Genomic DNA, 22,090 nt, shown 5'->3' with positions numbered 1-22,090 from the left:
TTCGGCCTCTATACCCTCTGACATCCGCCCGAGCGGCGCCAAACCCGAACGCCATCGCAAAAAGCCGGCCCCACACAGGGCCGGCTTTCTCGCGTGGCGGAGAGAGCTGCCGTTCCTGCCAGCTCGAGCAGGATCGCCAAAGACGCCGTGGATTTGGGGCGGCGTCTTTCGCTCAGATATCCAGGTCCGCCTCGTCCGCGAAGGCAGCGCGTTCCTGGATGAAGGTGAAGCGGGCTTCGGGCTTGTTGCCCATCAGGCGCTCCACCGTATCGTTGGCCTCCAACCTGTCGTCGGCCTCCACGACGACCTTCAGGAGCAGGCGCTTCTTCGGGTCCATGGTGGTTTCCTTCAGCTGGCCCGGCAGCATTTCGCCAAGACCCTTGAAGCGGCTGATCTCGACCTTGCTGCTGCCCTTGAACATGGTCTTCAGCAGCCGGTCGCGGTCGGCCTCGTCCCGGGCATAGGCCGACTTCCCGCCCTGGCTGAGGCGATAGAGCGGCGGCACCGCGAGATAGAGGTGCCCCCCGTCGATGAGCTTGGGCATCTGCCGGTAGAAGAAGGTGATGAGCAGCGTCGCGATATGGGCGCCGTCCACGTCCGCGTCGGTCATGATGATGACCTTCTCGTAGCGGAGATCGGCTTCCCGGTACTGGGAGCCCGTGCCGCAGCCCAGCGCCTGGACGAGATCGGCGATCTGCTGGTTCTGGTGCAGCTTGTCGCGGCCCGCCGAGGCCACGTTGAGGATCTTTCCGCGCAGAGGGAGCACGGCCTGGGTGGCGCGGTCGCGCGCCTGCTTGGCGGAGCCGCCCGCCGAGTCGCCCTCGACCAGGAAGAGCTCGGAGCCCTTGGCGCCCGCATTGGAGCAATCCGCCAGCTTGCCGGGCAGGCGCAGCTTGCGGGTCGCGGTCTTGCGGGCGACTTCCTTCTCCTGGCGGCGGCGAAGGCGCTCCTCGGCCCGGTCGATCACCCAGTCGAGCAGCTTGTTGGCCTGCTGCGGCGAGGCGGCGAGCCAATGGTCGAAGGTGTCGCGGATCGCGGTCTCGACGATGCGCCCGGCCTCGACCGTCGCGAGCTTGTCCTTCGTCTGGCCCTGGAACTCCGGTTCGCGGATGAAGACCGACAGCATGGAGGCGCAGGTGGCCATCACGTCGTCGGTGGTCACCGCCGCCATGCGCTTGGACTGGTTCACGCGCTCCGCATGGTCGCGCAGGCCGCGCAGGAGCGCAATGCGAAGGCCGTTCTCGTGCGTGCCGCCCTCAGGGGTCGGCACGGTGTTGCAGTAGGAGGTGGAGAACCCGTCCTCGTTCGCCATCCAGGCGACCGCCCATTCCAGCGAACCGTGGCTGCCGGGCTTGGTGATCTTGCCGGAGAAGATCTGGTCCGTAACCAGTTCCTTCCCCTCGATATCGTGGAGCAGGTAATCCTTCAGGCCGTTCGGGAACTTGAAGACGGCCTCCGCCGGGACGTTGTCCGTGCCCTGGAGAAGGGCGGGAGCGCATTTCCAGCGGATCTCGACGCCGCCGAAGAGATAAGCCTTGGAGCGGGCCATCTTGAACAGGCGGCGGGGCTGGAAATGGGCGTCCTTGCCGAAGATCTGCCAGTCGGGCTTGAAGCGCACCTTGGTGCCGCGCCGGTTGAGCACGCGGCCCACCGTCTCCAGCTTGCCCTGGGGTTGGCCGCGCGAAAAGATCTGGCGATAAAGCGTCTGCCCGCGGGCCACCTCGACCTCGAGGATCTCGGACAGGGCGTTTACCACCGACACGCCGACGCCGTGCAGGCCGCCCGAGGTCTCATACACCTTCGAGTCGAACTTTCCGCCCGCGTGCAGGGTGGTCATGATGACTTCGAGCGCCGACTTCTTCGGGAATTTCGGATGCGGATCCACCGGAATGCCGCGTCCGTTGTCGGTCACGGAAAGCCAGCCGTCCTCCTCCAGCTCCACCTCGATGAAGGTCGCATGGCCCGCGACCGCCTCGTCCATGGAGTTGTCGATCACCTCGGCGAAGAGATGGTGCAGGGCCTTCTCGTCCGTGCCGCCGATATACATGCCCGGCCGGCGGCGGACGGGCTCCAGCCCCTCCAGCACCTCGATGGCGGATGCGTCATAGCCGGCCTCGCCCGGCGTGCCGGTCTGCGGCGCCGAGCGGGACGCCTTGACGGCGGCATTGCGAGCCGTGGCAGGCGCGGCGCGCTTGGCCGCTGCGCCCCCGAAGAGATCGTCGTTGTCTGTCATTGGGACCTTGGTCCGAGATGATGATTCGCGTTTCTTTACACTATATCCCATGCCGTTTTTATATGGGAACAAAACGGAAACGGGAAGGGCGATTACAGGTCAAAATTCAGAAAAATCGCATTCCTGATAGCGCTTAAAAGTTACCATCCAATTCCCTCTAAAGAATGTCTTCCGGATGTCACCTGGAACTGTTTAGCTCTCATTCACGTTACGGCGATAAGAATGAACCAGAGCAGGAACCGAGCTGACGATGACGACGCGGACGACCTTGGCACCGGCCCAGAAACTCCACTTGGACCGCGCGGCGCGCAATGCGGGCGAGGCCTTCGCGTTCGAGGAGCCGGATACCCGACCGGCCGTGACGCGCAGCTTCGGATCGAGCCTCGTCTGGCTCATCATCGCGATGGCCGCGATCCTGGGGCTCTTGCTAGCCCTCTAGCCCATCCTGTTCGGGACGCCCTTTCCCCGACAACAGCCGCATCAGCCGGTCTTCGATGGGTTTGCCGAGAGTCAGCAGGAAAAGCGTGACTGCCGTCCCGGCGAAGGTGATGAACCAGGCGCCAAGGCCGGCGGTCAATCCGAGCGCCGCGGCGATCCAGACCGTCGCCGCCGTGGTCAGGCCCCGAACCTGCATCCGGTTCTCGTCGCGCAGGATCACGCCGGCGCCGAGGAAACCCAACCCCGTCAGGATGCCCTGGATCACTCTGCTGACCGCATCCTGCCCGAAGTGGAGTCCTTCATAGACCGAGCCCGAGAGGATCACGAGCGCCGATCCCAGCGCAACGAGTCCCAGCGTCCGCATGCCGATGGGCTTGTTGTGGATGTCCCGGTTGAGGCCGACGGCCATGCCTGCGATCGTCGCCACGAGGAGCCGCAGCACAATTTCGATCTGGCCGGCATGCTCCGTCGACATCGAGGACAGCCACTCCTTCATGGAGGTCAGCCTGACTTCGCCGTCTTCTTGGCCGCTGCCTTCTTCTCCGCCGGTTTCTTAGCAGCGGTCTTTTTGGCCGCCGTCTTGGCGGGAGCCTTCTTCGCTGCGGCGGTTTTCTTCGCAGCAGGAGCTTTGGCGGCAGCCTTCTTGGCTGGAGCCTTGCGGCCGCGCGCCGGCTTCTTCGAAGGCCCGGCGGCACGGCGGGCGACGAGAAGCGCGACGGCCTCGTCGAGCGTCACGGCGTCCTGGCCGAGGGTTTTCGGCAGGGTCGCGTTGGTCTCTCCGTCCGTCACATAGGGGCCGAAGCGTCCGGCCTTCACCACGACGGGCTTGCCCGTTTCCGGATCGGTGCCGAGCGGACGCCCAGGATCGGCCGCGCCGCGGCGGGCACCGCCGCCACCGCTTTCCTTGGTGACGATCAGGTCGATGGCTCGGTTCGCGCCGATCTCCAGCACGTCGTCGCCTGCTCCGAGATTGGCGTAGGTCTTGCCGTGCTGAACGTAAGGTCCGTAGCGCCCGATGCTGGCGAAGATCGGCTCGCCGGTCTCCGGATGGGTCGCCACCTGACGCGGCAGCGCCAGGAGCTTGAGCGCCTTTTCCAGATCCACCTGTGCGGGCGTCAGTCCTTTCGGCAGGGAGGAGCGCTTGGGCTTTTCTCCCTCGCCGAGCTGGACGAAGGGACCGAAGCGACCGTCGCGCAGGGTGACCTGCTCGTTCGTTTCGGGATCGACGCCCAGCACCTTCACACCGGGCTGGCCGCCGTTCTCGGAGGAGCCTTCCCCGTCGCCGTCGACGCCGGAAGCGGCGAGCTGGCGGGTGTATTTGCACTCAGGATAATTCGAGCAGCCGATGAAGGCGCCGAACTTGCCGAGCTTGAGCGAGAGCTGACCCGTGCCGCAGGTCGGGCAGGTGCGCGGGTTCGAGCCGTCGCCCTTGTCCGGGAAGATGTGCGGGCCGAGCAGTTCGTTCAACGCATCGAGCACTTCCGTGGTGCGCAGCTCCTTCGTCTCGCCGATGGCGGCGGAGAAGTCCTGCCAGAACTCGCGCATCACCTGCTTCCAGTCGATCTCGTTGTTCGAGACCCGATCGAGCTGCTCTTCCAGGTCCGCCGTGAAATCGTATTCCACGTAGCGGCGGAAGAAGCTCTCCAGGAAAGCCGTGACGATGCGGCCCTTGTCCTCGGGCACGAGGCGCTTCTTCTCGATGCGCACATATTCGCGGTCGCGCAGGGTCTGAAGCACGGCTGCATAGGTCGAGGGACGGCCGATGCCGAGCTCTTCCATGCGCTTCACGAGCGAGGCTTCCGAGTAGCGCGGCGGCGGCTCGGTGAAGTGCTGGCTCGCATTGATGCGGCGGCGCTCCAGCGGGTCTCCCGCCTTCATCGGCGGAAGGCGACCTTCGTCCTCATCCGTCTCGTCGTCCCGGCTCTCGTTGTAGAGCGTGAGGAAGCCGTCGAACTTGATCACCTGGCCGGTGGCGCGCAGGTCGAGCTTGCGCGGGCCCACCTGGGCCAGGATGTCGGCGGTGGTGCGCTCCAGCTCCGCCGATTCCATCTGGCTCGCCACGGTGCGGGTCCAGATGAGGTCGTAGAGCCTGGCCTGCTCGGGCTCAAGATATTTCGCGACGTATTTCGGCAGACGGCTCATATCCGTCGGGCGGATGGCCTCGTGCGCCTCCTGCGCGTTCTTCGCCTTGGTCGAGTACTTGCGCGGGACGGACGGCACGTAGCGGTCGCCGTATTCCTTGCCGATCACCCGGCGGGCGGCCTGCACGGCCTCCGGCGCCATGTCGACGCCGTCGGTACGCATGTAGGTGATGAGGCCCACCGTCTCGCCGCCGATATCGACGCCCTCATAAAGCCGCTGCGCGATCCGCATGGTCTGCGCGGGCGCGAGGCCCAGCTTGCGCGAGGCCTCCTGCTGCAGGGTCGAGGTGGTGAAGGGCGGGTAGGGGTGGCGCTTGGCGGGCTTGGCCTCCACATTCGCCACCGAGAAGGTCGCAAGTTCCAGGTCCTTCTTGAAGGCTTCCGCGTCCTTGCCGTTGCCGATGTCGAGGCGCTGGATCTTCTTGCCGTCCGCGCCGACGAGGCGCGCATCGAACACGGCGCCGTCCTTCGTGACGAGCGTCGCGACCAGCGACCAGTATTCACGGGGCTTGAAGGTCTCGATCTCGAGTTCGCGGTCGCAGACGAGGCGCAGGGCCACCGATTGCACGCGTCCGGCCGAGCGCGCACCGGGAAGCTTGCGCCAGAGAACGGGCGAGAGGGTGAAGCCCACGAGATAGTCCAGGGCGCGGCGGGCCATGTAGGCATCGACGAGCGCTTGGTCGATCTGGCGCGGCTGGCGAAGGGCGGCTTGGACCGCGTCCTTGGTGATGGCGTTGAAGGTCACGCGCTCGACCGGCAGGTCCTTGAGCACCCGCTTCTCGCGCAGGGCCTCGACCACGTGCCAGGAAATCGCCTCGCCCTCGCGGTCCGGGTCGGTGGCGAGGATGAGCTTTTCGGCGCCCTTGATCGCCTTGGCGATCTCGGAGACCCGCTTCGAGCCCCTGTCCTCGAGCGTCCAGATCATGCGGAAATCGGCATCCGGGTCGACCGAGCCGTCCTTGGCTGGCAGATCGCGGATATGCCCGAAGGAGGCCAGGACCTCGTAATCCTTGCCGAGATATTTGTTGATCGTCTTGGCCTTGGCAGGCGACTCGACGACGAGGACTTTCATGAACGGCTTCCTACAGCGGGATCAGGCAGAGGCCTTGTTGCCAAGGCGATACGCGGCGGTCAGACCCTGACCACCGCAGGGCGGGATAAGTGGTTGAACATCGCCGACAAGTCAAATCGGACTTTTACCTAGGCCCTTCATTTGGAGATGAAGGCCCGCTCCAGCAAGGGATCCAGGGCTCGCCCCAAGGGGTTGGCGCCGATCATCCGGGAGGGCGAGGCGAGCCGGGTGAGGGCATATGCCTCGGTGACCGGGGGCGGCGCGGAGCGGGCGAGAGCCGCCGTCGCGGCCAGGGAGAACAGCCTTTCGGCGATGAATCGGGCCTGTCCCTCGGCATCGGGGGCATGGAGCGCCATGACGATGTCCCGTGCCGCTTCGGAAGCTCCCGGGAGGTCGCGGACATCCTCCATGAGGCGCTCCAGCACGGAGGTTGCGGCCTCGGACTCGCGGGTTTCGGCGCGCAGGATGTCGAGGGCGATCACGTTGCCCGAGCCCTCCCAGATCGCGTTGACGGGGGCCTCCCGGTAGAGCCGGGGCAGGGGGCTTTCCTCCACGTAGCCGTTGCCGCCGAGGCACTCCATGGCCTCGTAGAGGAGGCGCGGGGCCGCCTTGCAGATACCGAACTTGGCCGCAGGCGTCACAAGGCGGGCATGGGCGGCTTCAGGCTCGTCACTGGCCTGCCGGTCGAAGGCATGCGCCGTCCGCAGGGCGAGCGCCGTCAAGGCCTCGCTTTCGAGGGCGAGGTCGGCCAGGACCGTCCGCATGGCGGACTGGTCGATCAGCTTCTTCTGGAAGACGCTGCGGTGGTGGGCGTGGTGCATGGCGAGCGCCAGCCCCATCCGCACGAGGCCCGCCGAGGCCACGGCGCAGTCGAGGCGGGTGAGCTGCACCATCTCGATGATGGTCCGCACCCCGCGCCCTTCCTCCCCGATCCTCCAGGCGAAGGCGGCCTCGAACTCGGCTTCGGCCGAGGCGTTCGAGCGGTTTCCGAGCTTGTCCTTGAGCCGCTGCAGGCGGATCGTGTTGAGCGCACCGTCAGGCCTGAAACGCGGGACGAGGAAGCAGGTAAGCCCGCCGGGAGCCTGGGCCAGCACCAGGAACGCGTCGCACATGGGAGCCGACATGAACCATTTGTGGCCCGTGAGCGCATATTCGTCCCCGGCTTTCGGTTCCGCGCGGGTCGTGTTGGCGCGGACATCCGTGCCGCCCTGCTTTTCCGTCATCCCCATGCCGAGGGTGACGGCCGTCTTTTCCCAGAACGGGATGAAGCGGGAATCGTAAGTGCGCGAGCGGATCTTCGGCAGCCAGTCCTGCAGCCGGTTCGGGGCGGCGGCCAGCGCCGCCACGGAGGCATGGGTCATGGTGATGGGGCAGACATGGCCGCTCTCGACCCCCGCCGCCATGTAGATCCGCGCCGCGCGCGCCGCATGGGCGTGCCCGCTCCCCGGTTCGTCCCGGGTCGAGGAATGAAGCCCGTCCTCCATGCTGGCGCGTATGAGCACGTGATAGGCCGGATGGAACTCGACCGCGTCGATCCGGTAGCCTCGGGCATCGTGCGTGCGCAGCTTCGGCGGGTTCTCGTTGGCGAGCCGGCCGATGTCGAGCCGCTCCGCCGCGCCCCAGGCTTCGCCGAAGGCGAGCAGGCCTTCCGCTTCCGGCTCGACGCCGCAGGCTTGGAGCGCATCGCGCAGGGGGCGGTCGGCGGCAAGGAGATTCACGTCGCCGAAGGGCGGCGTCTGGTTGAACACGTCGTGGGTCTCGAACGAGGGCATGGGCATCCCTTGGGCATCCCTCCCGCAACACAATCCCTTGTTTATTCTAGGGTAGAGCGCCGTCTTGCGTAGAGAGCCTGCTTGCCGCCGTTTCCCGGAGCGCCTATAGCCATCGCTTTAAGATGACTGACGCCCCCCGATCCGTTTTCCCCCACCGGCATCTCCTCGGCATCGAGGGGCTGTCTCCCTTGGACATTCAGGCGCTGCTCGACCTCGCCGACCAACAGGTCGAGGTGAGCCGCCAGATCGAGAAGAGGAAGTCGACCCTCCGGGGCCGGACCCAGATCAATCTCTTCTTCGAGCCCTCGACCCGCACCCAATCCTCCTTCGAGCTGGCCGGCAAGCGCCTGGGCGCGGACGTGATGAACATGTCGGTCGCCTCCTCTTCGGTGAAGAAGGGCGAGACGCTGATCGACACGGCCGCGACCCTCAACGCCATGCGGCCCGACATCATCGTCGTGCGCCATCACGCGGCGGGCGCGGTGCATCTGCTCGCGCAGAAGGTCGATTGCTCGGTGGTGAACGCCGGCGACGGCGCGCACGAGCACCCGACCCAGGCGCTCCTCGACGCGCTCACCATCCGTCGCAACAAGGGCCGCATCGAAGGCCTCGTCGTCGCGATCTGCGGCGACATCCTGCATTCGCGGGTGGCGCGCTCCAACATGATCCTGCTTGCGGCCATGGGCGCGCGGGTGCGCCTCGTCGCGCCCTCGACCCTGCTGCCGCCCGGCATCGGCCGCCTCGGCTTCGAGACCTTCACGAGCATGGAGGAGGGCTTGAGGGACGCTGACATCGTGATGATGCTGCGCCTCCAGCGCGAGCGCATGAACGGCTCCTTCGTGCCGTCGGTGAAGGAGTACTTCCGCTTCTACGGGCTCGACCAGGACAAGCTCAGCCTCGCCAAGCCCGATGCGCTCGTGATGCATCCCGGCCCCATGAACCGGGGCGTGGAGATTTCCTCCGACGTGGCGGACGGCGCGCAATCCCTGATCCGCGAACAGGTCGAAATGGGCGTCGCCGTACGCATGGCGGTGCTGGAGGCTCTGGCGAGCCATCTGCCGAACCGGTGAGGGCGTCATGAGCAGCAAACCCATCCTCTTCAAGAACGCCCGCCTCATCGATCCCGCCAGCGAGCGCGAGGAGCGAGGGGGCGTGCTGGTGCGCGACGGCGTGATCCAGGCCCTCGGCCCCCAGGTCGCGGAGGCTGCCGACGCGCAGGTGATCGATTGCGGCGGGCAGGTGCTCAGTCCTGGCCTCATCGACATGCGCGCCTTCATCGGCGAGCCGGGCGGGCCCTATCGCGAAACCCTCAAGAGCGCGGGCGAGGCCGCCGCCGCGGGCGGCGTGACCACGGTCGTGTCGATGCCGGATACGAGCCCGGTTCTAGACGATCCGGCGATCGTGGACTTCATCGTCCGCCGGGCGCGCGACACCTCCATCGTGAACATCCGCCCCGCCGCGGCCCTCACCAAGGGGCTTCAGGGGCAGGAGATGGCGGAGATCGGCCGCCTCAAGGAAGCGGGCGCCATCGCCTTCACGGATGGGGCGCGCTCGGTGACGAACGCCCAGGTCATGCGCCGGGCGCTCACCTATGCGCGCGATTTCGACGCCTTGATCGTCCATCACCTGGAGGATCCCGATCTTGTCGGCCAGGGCGTGATGAACGAGGGCGAGTTCGCCTCCCGTCTCGGCCTTCCCGGCATTCCGCGCGAGGCCGAGACGGTCATGCTGGAGCGCGACATCCGCCTCGTGCGCCTCACGGGCGGGCGCTACCACGCCGCGATGATTTCCTGCGCCGATTCGGCGGAGATCGTGCGCGAGGCGAAGGCGAGGGGGCTGCCCGTCACCTGCGGCGTCTCCATCAATCACCTGGCGCTCAACGAGAACGACATCGGCGATTACCGCACCTTCCTGAAGCTCTCGCCGCCCCTGCGCCACGAGGACGACCGGCAGGCAATGATCGAGGCGCTGGTCGACGGCACCGTCGACGTGATCGTCTCCGACCACAATCCACAGGATGTTGAGAACAAGCGCCTGCCCTTCGCCGAGGCCGCTGACGGGGCTGTGGGGCTCGAAACGCTGCTCTCCGCGGCGCTGCGCCTCGTCCATGCGGGCCGCATCTCCCTGCCGAGGCTCCTGCGGGCCATGTCCACGAAACCTGCGGAAATTCTTGGATTGCCCGGCGGGCGCTTGGCCGTGGGCGCCCCCGCCGATCTCATCCTCTTCGATCCGGACGCGCCTTACGTCCTCGACAAGCGCCATCTTCGGTCCCTGTCCAAGAACACGCCGTTCGACGAGGCCCGCCTCGAGGGGCAGGTGACGATCACGATGGTGGCGGGCAGGGTAGTCTTTCAGCGCGATACGATGTAACGAGAAGTGAATGTCTGACGAGTCTCAACTTTTGTACCTGCTGGGCGCCCTGCTTTTCGGCTATCTCCTGGGTTCCGTCCCGTTCGGGCTGATCCTCACCCGCATGGCGGGCCTGGGCGACGTGCGCAAGATCGGCTCCGGCAATATCGGCGCCACCAACGTGCTGCGGACGGGCCGCAAGGGCCTTGCCGTCGCGACCCTTCTCGGCGATGCGCTGAAGGGCACGCTCGCCGTCGCGGTCGCCGCACAATGGGGAGCGCAATTCGCCATCGTCGCGGCGCTCGGCGCTTTCCTCGGGCACCTGTTCCCGGTCTGGCTCAAGTTCAAGGGCGGCAAGGGCGTCGCCACCTTCATCGGCGTCCTGATCGGCCTGAAGCCGCTCGCGGCCCTCATCTTCGCCGCGATCTGGCTCGGGATGGCCTTCGCCTTCCGCTATTCCTCGCTCTCCGCCCTGATCGCCAGCGCCGCGACGCCGGTCGTTCTCTGGCTCCTCGGCGAGCCGGTCATGGCCGGAATGGCCGTGATCCTGGTGGCGCTGCTGTGGTGGAAGCACAGCGAGAACATCAGCCGCCTTCTTGCTGGAACGGAAGGCAAGATCGGACAGAAGGGATAAGTCCATGGTCCTCACGGATGAGCAGCGTCTCGACTGGCTCCGCCTCATCCGTTCGGAAAACGTGGGACCGCGCACCTTCCGCGCCCTGATCAACCAATATGGCGGCGCGGCCGCCGCGCTCGAGGCCTTGCCCGATCTCGCCCGTCGCGGCGGCAGGTTGCTTCTGAAGGTGTGCAGCCGGGCGGAGGCCGACAGGGAAATGGCCGCCGCCGCGCGTCTGGGCGTGCGCTTCGTCGCCATGGGCGAGCCTGATTACCCGAAGACCCTCCAGGCGATCGACACCGCGCCGCCCCTGATCGCCCTGCGCGGCAACGCTGCCGTGCTGGCAAGGCCGTCCGTGGCCATCGTCGGGTCGCGCAATGCCTCCGCCTCGGGGCTGACTTTCGCCGAACGCCTGGCGCACCAGCTCGGCGAAGCCGGTTACGTGGTGATTTCGGGTCTGGCGCGGGGCATCGACACCAAGGCGCACAAGGCCACTCTGGCGACGGGCACCGTCGCGGTCCTCGCCGGTGGGCACGACAGGGTTTATCCGGCGCAGAACGAGCCGTTGCTGGAGGCCATCGTGGAGCAGGGCGGGGCCGTGATCTCCGAAATGCCCATGGGCTGGGAGCCGCGCGGGCGCGATTTTCCGCGGCGGAACCGGATCGTCTCAGGGCTCTCCTATGGCGTGGTCGTCGTCGAGGCGGCGCGGCGATCCGGCTCGCTGATTACCGCGCGCTTCGCCTTGGAGCAGGTGTCAAATCTCACAAAACTTGGCACAGTCTCGTATTTCGTGTCATTGACCGATCAGTCAATCTCACGAAGTGTCACTCGCCTCCGAGTGCGCCGCGGCGGGGATTTTGCAGACATCGCTCGACACACAACACCGGCCTCTTCGGCCGGTGTTTCTCTTTGATGGTCGTGCAAAATCCCGACCCCAGGGAGTTTCGTCCTGAAGCGTTGAGGATGGGTTAACCGTGGCTAGGCTCGGCAGTGGGGGCTCAGCTTGGATGTCGCGGCGAGCTTTCCCTGCAACGTATGCAGGTGCCATAACGGGAAGGTCTTAGAAGGTCTCAACTGCAGCCCGCATTCGATAAGAGCAAGGGGCTAATGCCAGTCCAGGAGCTGAAAGCATGTCCAGCCAGCAGATCGCATGCCGCCTCATGGCAGCCCCAGACCTCGGCGGCGTCGCCGCGATGTACCGGGAGCTTCAGGCCTATCACGGCTATGCCCAAGACAGCCTGGAGAGCCTGAGCGAGCAGCTGAGAGGCATGAACCAGAGCTTCGAGATCGTCGTGGCCGAGCAGGAAGGAAGGCTTCTCGGCTTCGCACTGTTCTCAGCGTATCCGGGGCCGGGCCTCCATTCCGGCATGTTTCTGAAAGAGTTGTTCGTGACGGCCGAAGCCAGGGGCGGGTGTTCTACCGGTTTGACATCAATGCCATCGCATCGATGACGAAGGAAATCGACTGAAAAGCTTGGATTTGTCAGCTCCAGGCGTTTCCAAAGGCATCCTGCCACCTAGGGTAGGATCGAAGCGGTGGACAGCCTTTGATTGCGCCAGATCGCTCATAGACAGACCTCTCCCCGTGTTGGTATTCCGCCAACTTCCGTCTCCCAAAGCCCTTTTGCCGTGAAAAACCCCTTCCTCCCGTTCCTCAAGCGACTGCTGGCATTGCCCGCCGACGTGCCAAAAGACACGAGGAAGGCCCTGATCCGCGCTTACCTGCGCCAGGAACGCAAACGGCTCGAGGCGACGCCCCATAGAAAAGGGGACAGCCCGGCTGAGCACCTGAACCGGAAAAGGTTCGCGCGAAAGGTGGTTGCCCGCAGGGCCAAGGACCTGCGCCGGCAGCAAGGGCCGCGCAAGGAGCTGGAGAAACAGCTCTTGCTCACGCGGTATCGGGAGTCGCCTCTCCTGTCGGGCCTGATTCCTGACCGCAAGGATCGCTGGGTGAGGGCGCAGGACCGTAATTCGGGGCCCGAGCGCACAGAGATCGAGCTGGAGAACTTCTCCTTCATCGACCGGCCGGCGGAAACCTTGGCCAAGCTCAAGCAGATCGCCGAGGTCGAGTGCGGCGGCCTCAATGCCCTGTTGCACTTCAAGGACCAGTATTGCCTCGACATCGGCCCCTATCTCGTCCTCGGCGAGCTTTGGCCTTGCCTATCGCCGTTCTTCGCCGGCGGCGAGATGGGAGGTTCCGTCCAGAAGGTGATGGAGGCCGTCGGGCTCCGTCGGATCATGAAGATGAAGCTGGCGCATGTGCGTGACCTTCGCAACGTCTGGGCCTTTCCCGTCCACCGGCGCACGCCCCAGGGACCGGCGCGCTCGGCAAACCAGCTTCTGGAGCCCCAACGGGACAACCAGGTTGCCGACGACTTCTGCGATGCCATCGATAGCTGGCTCGATGTGCCCGAGATCGGCCAGGAGCTGACGCCAGAGGGGCGGGCTTGGATCTCGACCATCATCCTGGAGCTCCTCGACAACGCGATGCGACATAGCGCGCCCGCCACCAAGGACGGCGGCTGGTCGATTGCCGGCTTCATGGCCCGACGCCAGGAGGGCGCGGACTGGGTCTACCGATGCTATCTAGGGATCCTGAGCGTTGGGGCGACCATTGACGAGAGCCTTGAGTTCGCCTCAGACCGGATCAAAGATGAGCTAAATCAATATGTTGCCCAGTTCCAAGGGGAAAGGGAGGCACCTTCCGCAGCCACGCTTCGGACCCTGTACGCCTTGCAGGACGGGGTCACATGCGACCCAAAGGCCGACGGAAAAGGGCGGGGCGGTTTCGGCCTCCAAGAGGTGATGGGGCTTGTCAACGAGCTCGGAAACACCGATAAGCCCGCACGGGATCCCCGGTTGGTCATAATTTCTGGACGATCCTGCATTATGGTCCGAGCGCCCTATATGAGGGGAGTGCAGATGGCTGGGGAGGATTCCCCGAGGGTTCTCTGGTTCAATCCCGAGAACGCCGCGGAGAAACTTCCTGATCCCTCCTACGTTTTTGATTTGCAAGAACGCTTCGCAGGAACGATCATCAGCTTGGCATTCACTTTGGATCCGGACTATCTGAACGAGGCCCAGAATGACTGACATCAACCTTTTCGAGTTGACCGGCGACGGAGCCGTCCGCAACCTCACCGGGCATGAGCGCGGTGTCGAGGCGCGCGTCCGCTACGACCTCGAGAAGCTTGACGAGGTGCAGGAGCCCGTCCGCGTCATCGTGCCAGAGAGCGTCTACACCCTCACGCCGTCCTTCTTCCAGGGCATGTTCGCGGAGAGCGTGCGCAAGCTCGGAGAGACGTTTCTGACCCACTACCGCTTCGACGCCAGCGCCCTGATCATGCGTCAGGTGCAGCGTGGCATCTCGTCCGCGAACATGCAGCGCGGCAGCCTCCTTCAACACTGAAGCCTCCTGAAACTCTACGCCCATGGCTGACGCGAACGCCAGTAGCTGGTCCCAGGCTGTGCCTTGGGTGCTCAGTGGAGCTGGCTTGATATGGAACTTCATCAATTATCGCCGCACGACCGGGCTTCAGAAGCAGATCCGGTATGACACGGTCAAGCTTGAGGAATTCCGGCGGGTCCGCAGCGTCATCGACACGGTCCTGACGGAACTCGGCAGCGAGAGACAGACGTTGCGCGGCATATCGGCGAGCGGCGTGACCATTGAGGAGCTGCGCACCCAGGTGGGAGAGCGTCAGGTAAAGCTGGTGGAGATCTTCGACCGCCTCGAGGTCGCCCTGCAGAAGGCCGATCAGAGCGACTTCGCTTCCGGCAAGGATTGGACTGCCACTGTCCATGGGACCTGGGACAGGTTCAACACCACCATCGATAAGGTCTACAGCCCGCATCGGCGGGAAGAGGAAGCCCGCGCCGCGCCGGCAGAGGCCGCCAAAATCCTCAACGAGATGATCTGCGCCGTCGACCAGCGGCTCGAAACGGAAATGAAGCGCTTCGTCGGACAGCACCAAGGCGCTCGCTAAAGGCTGTCGCTTTCCTCAGGCGGAAAAGCCCTGCACAAACTTCCGGATCGTCACTCCCAGGCGGGCCGTGTTGAGCTTCCCGGCCACGCTGCTGTGGCTCCAGGTCTGGCAGTGCGCCAAGAGGTCCGATACGCCGCTGTCAGCGAGGGCGTTGTCCCACACGCCCCGAGCCCGGCCGCAGGCGTCAAGCAGACGCCCGATGGCCTCCGTCTCGTCGAAGCCTTCGTCGATCCGTGCCAGGAGCGACCGGTAGCCGTCGTTCGCGTTGCGGTGCTCGATCTCGATCCAGTTAAAGCTCTCGTCGGCCGCCGTGATCCTGCAGATCAAGGCTGACCGGGTGCCTACAGCCAGATCCGTCCAATTTGAAAATCCGCCGCGGTCCAGAGGGATCCGCTTGAAGATCCAGACCGGACGAGACCCTCGCATGCCTCCGCCTCCGGGGGCGGGGAGGGCCTGCCAGCTCGTGATCGACCCTCTCTTGAGCAGCTCGTCGAACGCATGGGCGAGTTCTTCGAACCGGTCGTGTTTCTCCCGGATCTCGACGCGGATGCCATCCGACGTTTCCGTCTCGCTTTCCCTGGCCCTCGCCGCTCCGTCTCCTTCATCGGTCAGGGTCTGGATTTCCGCAGCCTCGCGGACGCGGCACTCGCGGCTGACAGGCGGCTTGCCGGACCATTGGAAGTCCGGCGGCGACCATCCCAAGGCGTCGGGCTGGCCAGACGTGTCGCCGCTCTCTGCGGCTGCAGCCTGCTGCCAGCGTGACGGTCGTGCCCTGACGGGATCGGCGGATTCATTCTCCCTTTCGCCTGTGCGCATCTCGGGCGCGGGACCGCCCACAACCGTGATTTCTGCTGCGCTCGGCCAGGGGGCAGCCATGATCTGCAAGATGAGAGAGACGGGCCGGTTGTCGCGCCGCTGTACGTTTCGTAACTGCACGCTTCGTACCGCAAGCGCCACGGTGCCATCATTCGGGAGCGGCGTCCGGAGTGCCCACGGCTCGCCGTCTTGCATCAGGCCCACGCGGATTCTGCGCGCCGCGTCGTATGCCTTTGGATTGAGCATAAGATTGGCCAACGCCGCCGCGATGCCCCTTGGCACGCCGTTCTGAAGGCCGACCTGCCAGCGACCCTCCTCCAAGATGCGGGTTTGGGCCGCATCGACGAGTTTCCGAAGCGCGCGCTGCCAATTTCCCTCGGCCAAGGCTTCGGCAAGGATGGGATCGGAGGCGTAGAAGGCGCGGAACATCTCCCAGCACGGCAGGAGAAACGTCTCCTCTCCCTTGCGAATGACGAGGCAGGCGCTCCTGTCGAACCGATCCGGCAAGAGATAGTCGGCACGATTCAAGACACGGAAGACACCGTACTTCTTGTCCCATCCGCTAGGAGGCGGGCCGGGGAGTTCCTGCCGGATCGACTGGAGGTCGTCCTTCCCGGCGGGCGGGACGTCGATGGTTTCCATCTGGGCCGGCACGTAGCCGACCGGCACGCCATTCTCGAAGACCCTGCCGAGCACCAAATGCGGAATCAGGGCGGCTGGCAACTCCAGGTTCTTTTGCTCCTGAACAAGCGTTCGGCCGTCTGGTCCCAACGGGAGCTTGCCTTTGATCTCGTGGCGCAGCTGCGAGCCGTCCAACCGGTTGAGCGGGCCGTCGTGCGACAGGCGGCAGAACAGCGCCTCGACTCGAGCCGGAAGGTTTGCAGAGGCGGGAAGAATGTGGTCGGCCCATCTCAGCCACCAGCGTCCCTGCAGCTCGTTTGCCAATATCGACCGTGGATCCGCCGCCGGCTCGCGCTGGGCCAGATGGTTTGAATTAAGGTCAGGATGATCGGCAGGCGGCATCGGCGGCAACTCCACGCTCAAGCAAGCTTGACCGTCAGGGTTGCTACCGGCGGCGCAGGCGTCAAGCCGGCCGGTAAAATGAATCCTTTCTCTACTCTTCAGATGGGAAGCGCCCGGTCACAGCCCGCTTCGGCAGCTGAGGGTCTTGAGTTTCGGAGGAAGCGAGGATCTCTCCGATTTGTGGAAGATGGGACAGGTGAAGGTCCCGGGATCGAAAATCCCTTGAAGGACCTGACCCCGCCGGCATGGGCGTACTTGCATTCGAGAATGAATGCGCGAGAGCTTATGGTCGGGTCGCCTGCACATGTCGTCGCGGAGACTTCCCATGGTAAAAAACCCATCTGCGCCCTTGCTGATCGCTACATCAGGGCATCACCGAGATGCTCCGTCTGACGACCCGACGGCACCCGTGAGCGAACAGGCTTCGGCTCTTGTCGACTTCTCTACAGGGCAGGGGGAGGATCCATCAGATCAGGGCAGTGAGATCGACGGCATCGCGATGAGCGCGGAAGATCGCGAGCGCCTCGACTTGATCGAGCAAGCCCTCCAAGCCGAGCGCAAGATATCGATCCGCTACATCGACGCCAAGAAGACGATATCCGAACGCGTTATAAGACCTCTGTGGCTTATGGAGTGGAGCAGCACAGTAGCAGTCATCGCGTGGTGCGAGCAGCGAGAAGACTTTCGTCTGTTTCGTCTCGACAGGCTCATCTCCGTCGACCTGCTCAATGATACGTTCCGGTCGGAGCCCCTGCATGCATTATATGAGTATGTGTCGAGGTTGCGCCGAGATGCGGACGACGGCGATCCTTATTGAGGAGAGTGGTCATGCATCCAAGCCTACCGGACCACCTTCCTTACGGTGGAACAGATAAGTACCGCGAACACATTGCCGAAATGCTGTCGCTGGTCAGTGTTGAGGCGGAGCTCGGGCAAACATATTGCGGCATGCAGGACGACGCCGGCCTCGACTATTCGATCCGGAAAATTATCGCGTATATCCGCGCCGCGCACGAATCCTTGCGTGATCTCAAAGCGATGAAAGTTGACCAGGCGAGACGCGAACAATCGCCTTCTCGCCTGGCCGCAGAGTAACCTTTTGCCGCTCAACCGCGGGCGAGCGCCCGGCGCAGCGTACGCGGACGGACGCCGCAGCGTTTCGCGACAGACTCAAGATCGTCTCCAGCGCCAAGATCTTTCCCAGCCGCGACGAGCTTTTCCGGGGTCAACACTTTCGGCCGTCCCGGAAATCGCCCGCGTTTCCTCGCTGCTGCTTGGCCAGCTCTCGTTCGTTCGCTGATGAGCGTGCGCTCGAATTCCGCAAAAGCGCCGAGCAGGTGGAAGAACAGGGTACCCCCGGCCGATTTCGTATCGACCGCTTCTTGCAACGACCTGAATTCGACCTGCCGGTTCCCGAGATCTTTGATCAGGTCGATCAGGTGCGCGAGGGATCGCCCCAATCGATCCAGTTTCCAGACGATCAGAGTGTCGCCCTCTACCAGCTCCGACAACGCTTCGGCGAGGGCAGGCCGTTTTCTCCTGGCTCCTGAAACGCCCTGATCGGTAAAGATCGTCTCACAACCTGCAGCTTTGAGCGCATCAATCTGCAAATCTGCCTTTTGGTCATCGGTCGACACCCGCGCATAGCCTACTAACATCTGATTTCGTCCCGCTTTTTCTGATTTCGTTCTTCAATCGTTGCCGTTGACTCAAATTGAATGTTTCACGCCCCCGTTTGATTGCTTGCTTGCCGCCGCAAAAAGTCCTTTCAATTCAACCTACAGTGAGCGCTCGACTCATTTCGTTAGAACATTACTCAAAATGTTCGTTTTCTGGTCATCTCAGATTAAGCAGTCTCTCATAGAGAATATGCTCGCTGAAAGCGCGTATCTGTCAAGTAATACTTGATGGAGTCGGTCTGAACGTGCGCCGATACGCTGCCGTAAATCTCAATACATCGGAATTCTAAACGGTATTACCAGAAGCGAATACGGTATTCGCGTCGACGAATACCGATGAGATTGCTGCGTCTCTTTTTTGACGAGTCCAGCGCAACGCGGCTGCTGCACCCCGAGCGGCTGTGCTCGATCCAGGGGTTTTGACGCAAGGATAACGCTTATGAAAACATCGATCACGCTCGCCGGCCTCGTCGCAGGCCTTGCACTCAGCGTCGCGACGCCGGCGCTCGCGGAATGCCGCGTGCCGACGATCCCAACCGCCGACAACCAGACGGTCCAGGGCCAGATGACGACGACGTCAAATGCATGGTGCTCCGTCGGGATGGGTGCGGGCGCAGCCGGCATCTCGGATCCCGCCGTGCTGAAGAAGCCCAAGAACGGGGAAGTCGTGCTCAAAGGGTTTCGTGTTTATTACCGTTCGAAGAAAGGCTTCACGGGGACAGATTCGTTCACGTACACCCGGACGCAGATGGACCGCTACGGCAACAGCGCCAAGCGCACCGTCGACATGACGGTCACAGTCCTCCCGTAATGAAGGGGCTCCCAATTCTCGCGCTCGCCGGCATTCTCGTCGCCGGAGCAACAGCTCCGGCGTTCGCAGAAGATCCTGGTGCCGCAGGTGCCCTTCAATCTAGTACCTCAGAGATATCCGGTATCCTGCAGCGTCTCCAGGTCACGCTGGATGAACGGCCCATCCGTTCCGAGAGCACTCTGTGTCGCAGCTTCTCTCAGAAAGGCTACGGGACGGTGGAGCAGTGCACGGCGGACGCCGAGAAGTACATCTTGGGGGTCTTAGCCAGCTACGCTCTTGGGTACCAGGACGCCGCCAAGAGGGAAGCCGTTAGGGTGGCAAATGCGCCGCGGGCAGACATCACGGATCTCTGGCCTTTCGTCCTGAGGGAAGAGGAACTGACCCAGATCGCTGGCCCGGATCACAAAAGCCCATTTTTAGCCCCGTCCGTCCGTCAGCGGTTCAAGGAGATGCATGATCGCGCGGTTGCTCCCTACCTTACGTCCGTCGTTGAGAGAGTACGGGCTCGGATCGTGCAGGAATACGACGATGCAGGCCTGTCCAACGAGGCTCTCGGTGCCGCAAACGACAATTGCGCTCCTTTCATCTTGCAGGTTTGCTTCGGCAATTGTGTGAAGCGCCCCCTCGATGATCTCCCCTCACCGGCGTGGGCCGAGCTAAAACGGACCTGCGAGGCGAAGAAGCGCGAGATACCGGGTCAGCGGTGCAGGGCAGCGTTGAAGGCTGCTGATCCTGATGAAGCCTTCAGCGGTGAGCTCCTTGCGTTGCGTGGCAGGCAGGGACTGGAGGCCTTTCATTTCGGCAAACTCGTATGCAGCGCCGGGATGGAGGGCGTCCAGGTGCGCTTGCGCCAGAAAGGCTGGATCTGGAAAACCCGCTGGCTCGAGTTCGGGCCCATAGGCGAGGAGGAGACTATCGCGCAGGCGAAGCTCGCCCCGGTCGAGGACGCCAACGGACGCACGGTAGAACTGATCGAGACGCTCGACCGGCCCGCTGCCCCTTTCGATGGCCCTGGGGCATTTGTGAGCTGCCTCGGCATCAACTCCACCAACGAAGAGCTGGTCGCGATGAAGGATGCGGCGGTGGGGGGCATCTTGGCAGGCCTTGGCGCAGAAGGCGCGGGAAGCAGCAGCATTTTCGATGCGTTTCTCCGTGGCGCGAAGATCGACAAGTGCAGGTCTGACATCAAGACATTTGTGGGGAAGAGGTAGCCCTGTCCCGTCCAAATCAGCTCTGGAGATCATCTTTGAAGAAGATCGTCATAATCATATCTGCTCTCGCGGTTTCCGTCTGCGCGGCTCTTGTCGCCCAAGCTCAGTCGCCCAATGACGAGATGCATGCGCTCGCGGTCAACAAACCGGGTGCGGATCGCTTTCCGGTCGTCGAATTCTGGAAGGACAGGATCGCAGCGATGAATGCTGCCTATGTACGCAACTCTGCGGAGCTCAGCTTCATGCGGAAGCTCGCTCCAGACGAGAATGGCCCGTGGACCATTCTGTGGAAAGAGATCAAGGACGGCGACAATGTCGTCATCGCCAGCATCGTCCTGGATAACACCTCCGAGGACGGCTGCGCGGCCTCGGCAAACTCCTCTGCCAGCGCCGTTTCGTGGGCGGAGGACTGCCCAGCAAAGATCGTGACGATCCTGCCGACGGGTGAGAAAAAGGCGCAGGACACCCGCGCCTGCTATCAATGGTTCCCGCTCGGCAGTCGCGGCGACCTTGCCGAACCGGACGAGCGCACGTATGCCACCTATGATCCATCCGAGAGAACGGTATCGTTTCGGGTAACGGCCAAGGGAAAGTTTGTGCGATCCTGCACGAAGAACGTCGAGGTTCGGTGACACCTGCTCGCACGTGTCTGACTTCTCGATCATTCCATTGACGATGAGATTGCCTCTTGATCGGATTTACGGGATCTCCACTCGGACATGAGGAGGACTATCCCTCCTATGTCAGCATGGCTATGACGGAAGCATTGGCGAAGATCCGCTCCTGGGGGAACCGGCCACGTCTGAAGACGGTGCGCCGCCCCAGCATCCAACGGTCAATGCATTTTGCTGAAAGGGGCCTTTTTATGAGGGTGGTTCGAAGGACGTTGAGGGCGCTGCCGCTTGCGCTTGCCGCGGGGCTGCTTGCTGCGCCCGTGAACGCGCAGAGCCTCGTCGGGGTGGCTGAGGTGATCGACGGCGACACCTTGGCGATCAGGGGCGAGAGAACACGGATCCGGCTGTACGGCGTCGATGCTCCAGAGAGGGACGGCAGACCTGTGACGATGCACAGGGCAGGCGATATCTGTGCGGATCACGGGCGGCGGATGCGCTCGCGAGCCTGATCGGACGCAATGGCCGGGTTTCCTGCCTGGAGGAGGACCGCGATCGTTATGGCCGGTCCGTCGCGGTCTGTGAGGCTGGTGGGCGAGACATCAACGGCGAGCTGGTCCGTCAAGGATGGGCGGTCGAGTACGGCCAATACTCCGATGGCCGCTATGCCGATGGGGAAGCGGAGGCGAGGAACGCCAAGCGGGGTTTGTGGGCCGGAACTTTTGTGAAGCCGTGGGCATGGCGCAGAGGAGAGCGATTGGCCTCGGAAACGGGCGGAGCACCGCGTCCAGGCTCGCGGACCTGTGCCATCAAGGGTAATGTCTCGGGCTCGGGCCGGATCTACCATCTGCCCGGCAGCCGCCACTATGAGAACACTCAGATTGACGAGGCGCGGGGCGAACGGTGGTTCTGCTCGGAAGAGGAGGCCAAGGCGGCAGGTTGGCGATCTCCTAGGGGCTGACATCCAGAAGGTCCAATCAGACCCCCTGACACTTCCTAAGTAGCGCTTTGACGAATGGGAGACCTCCTATAAGTTGCAAACTAATCAGCGGTGAAGCTGTATCTGCAATATGAGGGGCGCATCATGAAGAAGCTGGGTCTGGCACTGGCCATCATCACCTGTGGCGCGATATCTTTCGTGTCTTACGCGGAAGCGCGAAACACGCCATGCTCCGGCAAAAAAGGCGGCGTCGCCGCGTGCCGCAGCGGCAAGTTCGTCTGCAAGGACGGCTCGATCAGCGCGTCGAAGAAGATCTGTTCGCGCTGAGCCCGACGCACGGCTCGGCATCGTCATCGGCCCCCAGACATCCGAACACTTTCTTCAAGGTGATGC

The 22,090-nt window shown here is 63.7% G+C and carries 21 protein-coding genes and 1 pseudogene; 16 read left to right on the top strand and 6 right to left on the bottom strand.

The annotated features are described in order from the left end of the window. Window positions 1–172 precede the first annotated feature (172 nt). Window positions 173–2,233, bottom strand: coding sequence for a DNA topoisomerase IV subunit B (gene parE / locus L879_RS0111115; RefSeq protein WP_027316170.1), 2,061 nt, complete (start codon window positions 2,231–2,233; stop codon window positions 173–175). A gap of 250 nt (window positions 2,234–2,483) precedes the next feature. Between parE and L879_RS0111110 the strand changes: the two genes are divergently transcribed. Next, on the top strand, window positions 2,484–2,672 hold the full coding sequence (locus tag L879_RS0111110) for a hypothetical protein (protein ID WP_027316169.1): 189 nt from the start codon (window positions 2,484–2,486) through the stop codon (window positions 2,670–2,672). Here L879_RS0111110 and L879_RS0111105 read toward each other — a convergent pair. The 3 genes from L879_RS0111105 to L879_RS0111095 form a co-directional block, all read right to left on the bottom strand. After that, on the bottom strand, window positions 2,661–3,146 hold the full coding sequence (locus L879_RS0111105; RefSeq protein ID WP_027316168.1) for an MgtC/SapB family protein: 486 nt from the start codon (window positions 3,144–3,146) through the stop codon (window positions 2,661–2,663). The two genes, L879_RS0111110 and L879_RS0111105, sit on opposite strands and share 12 nt — an antisense overlap. Window positions 3,147–3,172: 26 nt before the next feature. Then, window positions 3,173–5,884, bottom strand: coding sequence for a type I DNA topoisomerase (gene topA / locus L879_RS0111100; RefSeq protein ID WP_027316167.1), 2,712 nt, complete (start codon window positions 5,882–5,884; stop codon window positions 3,173–3,175). 137 nt (window positions 5,885–6,021) lie between these two features. Next, entirely contained in the window at window positions 6,022–7,662 is a 1,641-nt protein-coding gene (locus L879_RS0111095; protein WP_027316166.1) for an isovaleryl-CoA dehydrogenase, read from the bottom strand. Window positions 7,663–7,778: 116 nt separating this feature from the next. Between L879_RS0111095 and L879_RS0111090 the strand changes: the two genes are divergently transcribed. From L879_RS0111090 to L879_RS0111055, 8 genes and pseudogenes are all read left to right on the top strand, one after another. Then, on the top strand, window positions 7,779–8,726 hold the full coding sequence (locus L879_RS0111090) for an aspartate carbamoyltransferase catalytic subunit (protein WP_027316165.1): 948 nt from the start codon (window positions 7,779–7,781) through the stop codon (window positions 8,724–8,726). Between the two features lie 7 nt (window positions 8,727–8,733). Beyond that, the gene (locus tag L879_RS0111085; RefSeq protein ID WP_027316164.1) at window positions 8,734–10,026 is read left to right on the top strand and encodes a dihydroorotase; all 1,293 of its coding nucleotides are present in this window, start codon (window positions 8,734–8,736) and stop codon (window positions 10,024–10,026) included. A 10-nt stretch (window positions 10,027–10,036) separates the two neighbouring features. Beyond that, window positions 10,037–10,639 carry a glycerol-3-phosphate 1-O-acyltransferase PlsY gene (gene plsY, locus L879_RS0111080; RefSeq protein ID WP_027316163.1) on the top strand — a complete coding sequence of 201 codons (603 nt, stop codon included), beginning with the start codon at window positions 10,037–10,039 and terminating at the stop codon, window positions 10,637–10,639. Between the two features lie 4 nt (window positions 10,640–10,643). Next, window positions 10,644–11,372: pseudogene (locus tag L879_RS21355) on the top strand (DNA-processing protein DprA); the annotation flags it as partial. A 379-nt stretch (window positions 11,373–11,751) separates the two neighbouring features. Next, window positions 11,752–12,072 (top strand): GNAT family N-acetyltransferase, encoded by a 321-nt coding sequence (locus L879_RS24670; RefSeq protein WP_051435240.1) that lies wholly within the window; start codon window positions 11,752–11,754, stop codon window positions 12,070–12,072. Window positions 12,073–12,171: 99 nt separating this feature from the next. Next, window positions 12,172–13,713 carry a hypothetical protein gene (locus L879_RS0111065; RefSeq protein WP_154664181.1) on the top strand — a complete coding sequence of 514 codons (1,542 nt, stop codon included), beginning with the start codon at window positions 12,172–12,174 and terminating at the stop codon, window positions 13,711–13,713. Next, the gene (locus L879_RS0111060; protein WP_027316161.1) at window positions 13,706–14,029 is read left to right on the top strand and encodes a hypothetical protein; all 324 of its coding nucleotides are present in this window, start codon (window positions 13,706–13,708) and stop codon (window positions 14,027–14,029) included. Before L879_RS0111065 ends, L879_RS0111060 begins: the two co-directional genes overlap by 8 nt. 22 nt (window positions 14,030–14,051) lie before the next feature. Beyond that, window positions 14,052–14,606: a hypothetical protein gene (locus L879_RS0111055; RefSeq protein ID WP_154664180.1), complete on the top strand. Its 555-nt coding sequence runs from the start codon at window positions 14,052–14,054 to the stop codon at window positions 14,604–14,606. Between the two features lie 15 nt (window positions 14,607–14,621). Here the strand turns inward: L879_RS0111055 and L879_RS0111050 are convergent, their stop codons facing one another. Next, window positions 14,622–16,454 carry a hypothetical protein gene (locus L879_RS0111050; protein ID WP_154664179.1) on the bottom strand — a complete coding sequence of 611 codons (1,833 nt, stop codon included), beginning with the start codon at window positions 16,452–16,454 and terminating at the stop codon, window positions 14,622–14,624. A gap of 316 nt (window positions 16,455–16,770) precedes the next feature. Here L879_RS0111050 and L879_RS21345 point away from each other — a divergent pair, with 316 nt between their 5' ends. Both L879_RS21345 and L879_RS0111040 read left to right on the top strand, forming a co-directional pair. Continuing rightward, complete coding sequence (locus L879_RS21345) at window positions 16,771–17,262, top strand: helix-turn-helix transcriptional regulator (RefSeq protein ID WP_161634660.1); 492 nt, start codon at window positions 16,771–16,773, stop codon at window positions 17,260–17,262. 11 nt (window positions 17,263–17,273) lie between these two features. Continuing rightward, the gene (locus L879_RS0111040) at window positions 17,274–17,540 is read left to right on the top strand and encodes a hypothetical protein (RefSeq protein ID WP_027316158.1); all 267 of its coding nucleotides are present in this window, start codon (window positions 17,274–17,276) and stop codon (window positions 17,538–17,540) included. Between the two features lie 11 nt (window positions 17,541–17,551). Here the strand turns inward: L879_RS0111040 and L879_RS0111035 are convergent, their stop codons facing one another. Further along, window positions 17,552–18,103, bottom strand: coding sequence for a recombinase family protein (locus L879_RS0111035; protein ID WP_027316157.1), 552 nt, complete (start codon window positions 18,101–18,103; stop codon window positions 17,552–17,554). Between the two features lie 460 nt (window positions 18,104–18,563). On the opposite strand from L879_RS0111035, the gene L879_RS21340 reads away from it, so the two are divergent. The 5 genes from L879_RS21340 (at window position 18,564) to L879_RS24080 (ending at window position 22,024) form a co-directional block, all read left to right on the top strand. Further along, window positions 18,564–18,935, top strand: a complete 372-nt coding sequence (locus L879_RS21340; protein WP_051435238.1) for an Ig-like domain-containing protein — start codon at window positions 18,564–18,566, stop codon at window positions 18,933–18,935. Further along, a complete protein-coding gene (locus L879_RS0111025) occupies window positions 18,935–20,146 on the top strand; it encodes a hypothetical protein (protein WP_027316156.1) in 1,212 nt (403 codons plus the stop codon). The genes L879_RS21340 and L879_RS0111025 overlap by 1 nt, the downstream gene beginning before the upstream one ends. 35 nt (window positions 20,147–20,181) lie before the next feature. Further along, the gene (locus tag L879_RS0111020; protein WP_027316155.1) at window positions 20,182–20,778 is read left to right on the top strand and encodes a hypothetical protein; all 597 of its coding nucleotides are present in this window, start codon (window positions 20,182–20,184) and stop codon (window positions 20,776–20,778) included. Window positions 20,779–21,229: 451 nt separating this feature from the next. Next, a complete protein-coding gene (locus L879_RS24255; RefSeq protein ID WP_368086319.1) occupies window positions 21,230–21,718 on the top strand; it encodes a thermonuclease family protein in 489 nt (162 codons plus the stop codon). A gap of 123 nt (window positions 21,719–21,841) precedes the next feature. Then, a complete protein-coding gene (locus tag L879_RS24080; RefSeq protein ID WP_027316153.1) occupies window positions 21,842–22,024 on the top strand; it encodes a YdcA family protein in 183 nt (60 codons plus the stop codon). The last annotated feature ends 66 nt before the right edge of the window (window positions 22,025–22,090 follow it).

It is taken from the genome of Microvirga flocculans ATCC BAA-817 (genome assembly GCF_000518665.1).
Lineage (GTDB): Bacteria > Pseudomonadota > Alphaproteobacteria > Rhizobiales > Beijerinckiaceae > Microvirga > Microvirga flocculans.
The sequence above is the reverse complement of the archived record's forward strand: the minus strand, read 5'-3'. Positions and strand labels throughout refer to the sequence as shown.

Excerpts from the sequence above, each read along its gene's own strand:
- parE (WP_027316170.1), bottom strand. The coding sequence starts at position 2,233 with ATGACAGACAACGACGATCTCTTCGGGGGCGCAGCGGCCAAGCGCGCC.
- L879_RS0111110 (WP_027316169.1), top strand. The coding sequence starts at position 2,484 with ATGACGACGCGGACGACCTTGGCACCGGCCCAGAAACTCCACTTGGAC.
- L879_RS0111105 (WP_027316168.1), bottom strand. The coding sequence starts at position 3,146 with ATGTCGACGGAGCATGCCGGCCAGATCGAAATTGTGCTGCGGCTCCTC.
- topA (WP_027316167.1), bottom strand. The coding sequence starts at position 5,884 with ATGAAAGTCCTCGTCGTCGAGTCGCCTGCCAAGGCCAAGACGATCAAC.
- L879_RS0111095 (WP_027316166.1), bottom strand. The coding sequence starts at position 7,662 with ATGCCCATGCCCTCGTTCGAGACCCACGACGTGTTCAACCAGACGCCG.
- L879_RS0111090 (WP_027316165.1), top strand. The coding sequence starts at position 7,779 with ATGACTGACGCCCCCCGATCCGTTTTCCCCCACCGGCATCTCCTCGGC.
- L879_RS0111085 (WP_027316164.1), top strand. The coding sequence starts at position 8,734 with ATGAGCAGCAAACCCATCCTCTTCAAGAACGCCCGCCTCATCGATCCC.
- plsY (WP_027316163.1), top strand. The coding sequence starts at position 10,037 with ATGTCTGACGAGTCTCAACTTTTGTACCTGCTGGGCGCCCTGCTTTTC.
- L879_RS24670 (WP_051435240.1), top strand. The coding sequence starts at position 11,752 with ATGTCCAGCCAGCAGATCGCATGCCGCCTCATGGCAGCCCCAGACCTC.
- L879_RS0111060 (WP_027316161.1), top strand. The coding sequence starts at position 13,706 with ATGACTGACATCAACCTTTTCGAGTTGACCGGCGACGGAGCCGTCCGC.
- L879_RS0111055 (WP_154664180.1), top strand. The coding sequence starts at position 14,052 with ATGGCTGACGCGAACGCCAGTAGCTGGTCCCAGGCTGTGCCTTGGGTG.
- L879_RS21345 (WP_161634660.1), top strand. The coding sequence starts at position 16,771 with ATGGTAAAAAACCCATCTGCGCCCTTGCTGATCGCTACATCAGGGCAT.
- L879_RS0111040 (WP_027316158.1), top strand. The coding sequence starts at position 17,274 with ATGCATCCAAGCCTACCGGACCACCTTCCTTACGGTGGAACAGATAAG.
- L879_RS0111035 (WP_027316157.1), bottom strand. The coding sequence starts at position 18,103 with ATGTTAGTAGGCTATGCGCGGGTGTCGACCGATGACCAAAAGGCAGAT.
- L879_RS21340 (WP_051435238.1), top strand. The coding sequence starts at position 18,564 with ATGAAAACATCGATCACGCTCGCCGGCCTCGTCGCAGGCCTTGCACTC.
- L879_RS0111025 (WP_027316156.1), top strand. The coding sequence starts at position 18,935 with ATGAAGGGGCTCCCAATTCTCGCGCTCGCCGGCATTCTCGTCGCCGGA.
- L879_RS24080 (WP_027316153.1), top strand. The coding sequence starts at position 21,842 with ATGAAGAAGCTGGGTCTGGCACTGGCCATCATCACCTGTGGCGCGATA.